Genomic DNA, 2,024 nt, shown 5'->3' on the forward strand with positions numbered 1-2,024 from the left:
GGGCCCAGCTCGACGAACGCCGCCGTGGCCGGGTCGCTGGCCGCCAGGCCCGCCACGGTCTGGTGCCAGCGGACCGGGCTGCACAGCTGGGCCGACAGCAGGCTGGGCCACTCGGCCGGCTCGGTGTGGACCCGGGCGTCCACGTTGGCGGTGATCGGCACCTCGAGGGGGTGGAAGGTCACCTCGGCGATGGCCTTGCGCAGCCGGTTGCGGGCAGGCTCCATCAGCGGGGTGTGGAAGGCGCCCCCGACCGGCAGGGCCATGGCCCGCTTGGCCCCCATCTCCTTGGCCACGGCGGACGCCGCCTCCACCCCGGCCGGGGTGCCGGCGATGACCACCTGGCCGGGAGCGTTGTAGTTGGCCACCCACGCCCCGGACTCGGCCCGCATGCACGCCGCCTCGACCCCGTCGTCGTCGAGGCCGAGGACGGCGGCCATGGTTCCCGGGTTCTCCTCCGCCGCGGCCTGCATGGCCTCCCCCCGCTCCGCCACCAGGTGCACGCCGTCCTCGAAGGCGATGGCGCCGCTGGCCACGAGGGCCGAGTACTCCCCGAGGGAGTGGCCGGCGCACGCCGCCGGTTCGAGGCCGAGCCGCTCGACGGCGTCCAGGACCACGAGGGACAGGGTGAAGGTGGCCAGCTGCGAGTTGCGGGTCTGGGTCAGTTCGTCCTTGTCCGCCTGCAGCAGCAGGCGGGCCACGTCCCGGCCCGCCGCTTCGGAGGCGTCGGCCACCAGCTCCCACGAGGGGTGGTCGACCCACCGGGCGCCCATGCCCGGCTTCTGCGAGCCCTGCCCGGGGAAGGTGAAGATCAGCACCGCCGGCCTCTCTTCCCTCTGTCGCGGGCTATCGGGCCAGACGACGGTCGTTGCGGGCCAAAAGGGCCTGGCGGAGCGTCGTCAGGACCCCGCACACGGCCAGCGGCACCAGCCACCGGGGGCGGAGTCGGATCCCGGGCACGCCGCAAAGGCTAGGCGTCGGGCCCCGGCCTGTCTCACTACCGCGCGGTAGCTAAGAAGGCACCACTGGTAGCGTTCGAGGCGGCCCGGATGGAGGAATCGGCAGACTCCGATGGCTCAAACCCATCGGCTCGCAAGAGCGTGCGGGTTCAAATCCCGCTCCGGGCACCAGGCCGGAAGTGGTCCCCCTACTACCTCTTGGGCCCGACGAACGAGTCGAGAATCTCAACGGTTCGACGGCGGGCCACCGAGATGTTTCTCGCATTATTCGGGCGGTGGTCGACTCCGAGCAGGTCACACGCCTGGCAGAAGATATCCCGTATATCCGACGAGGCGTTGGTGAAGAAGTATCGGGTCTAGGAATACTTACGTCCCCAGACGCGATTCTGGACCCGACAGCCGTCCGAGTGAATTAATCCTCGCAGGAGCTGATCGGGGTGCAAGCGGAGCGCCACGTCGGCTTGCCAATCCTCCAGCACGATCGGGCGGGAGTGCTTGACGCCTGGCCCGTGTTGCGGGAACAAGCAACGCCAATGCCTCGATGTGCTCGACAGGTCAAGGCACCCCTCCTTTCGGAACCTGCCGACACGATTCGGCAGAACAGCCCGCATTGCCCGATAGCCCTCACCAATGATCCTGGGATACGCCAGGTCGCAAGTGATCCTCAGGCGATAGACCCCCCGCCTGCCTTCGGACAAGCATCCGTCTCCGAGGTACAGGCCCAGCAGGTACGCATACGTCGGCGCGACGTTCGCGATCCGGTGAACCCAGGGGCAGTCGTCCGGCACGTGATCGGCACCCCTACCGCGGCGCTGGAGGACAACGGAGGCGGGGTCATCCCGGATCCAGTCCCGAATGGCTGCCCGGCTGACTCCCGTCCGTCGAGACACCTCGGCGATGCTCGCGCCCTGCTCGATCAGCTCGGCTGCCGAGACACGATCTCGGCGGGGTAGGTCATTCCCGCAAGGATATCGAACGCCTGTTCGAGCCGACCGGTCCCGGAACGCCGTATCAACAGGGTCGGAAGGCCCCAGCGGGCCGTAGACTCCCCGGACCATGTCCAGGTCC

1 protein-coding gene and 1 tRNA gene are annotated in these 2,024 nt (G+C 69.1%); one reads left to right on the forward strand and one right to left on the reverse strand.

Annotated features, from left to right (window positions below):
* Positions 1-815: ACP S-malonyltransferase (gene fabD / locus VFW24_08820; protein ID HEX5266865.1), on the reverse strand; the 815-nt coding region annotated here is incomplete at its 3' end.
* 225 nt (positions 816-1,040) lie between these two features.
* Between fabD and VFW24_08825 the strand changes: the two genes are divergently transcribed.
* Positions 1,041-1,127: transfer RNA gene (locus tag VFW24_08825), tRNA-Leu, on the forward strand.
* The last annotated feature ends 897 nt before the right edge of the window (positions 1,128-2,024 follow it).

The sequence above is a fragment of the Acidimicrobiales bacterium genome, assembly GCA_036273495.1.
Taxonomy (GTDB): Bacteria; Actinomycetota; Acidimicrobiia; order Acidimicrobiales; family JAJPHE01; genus DASSEU01.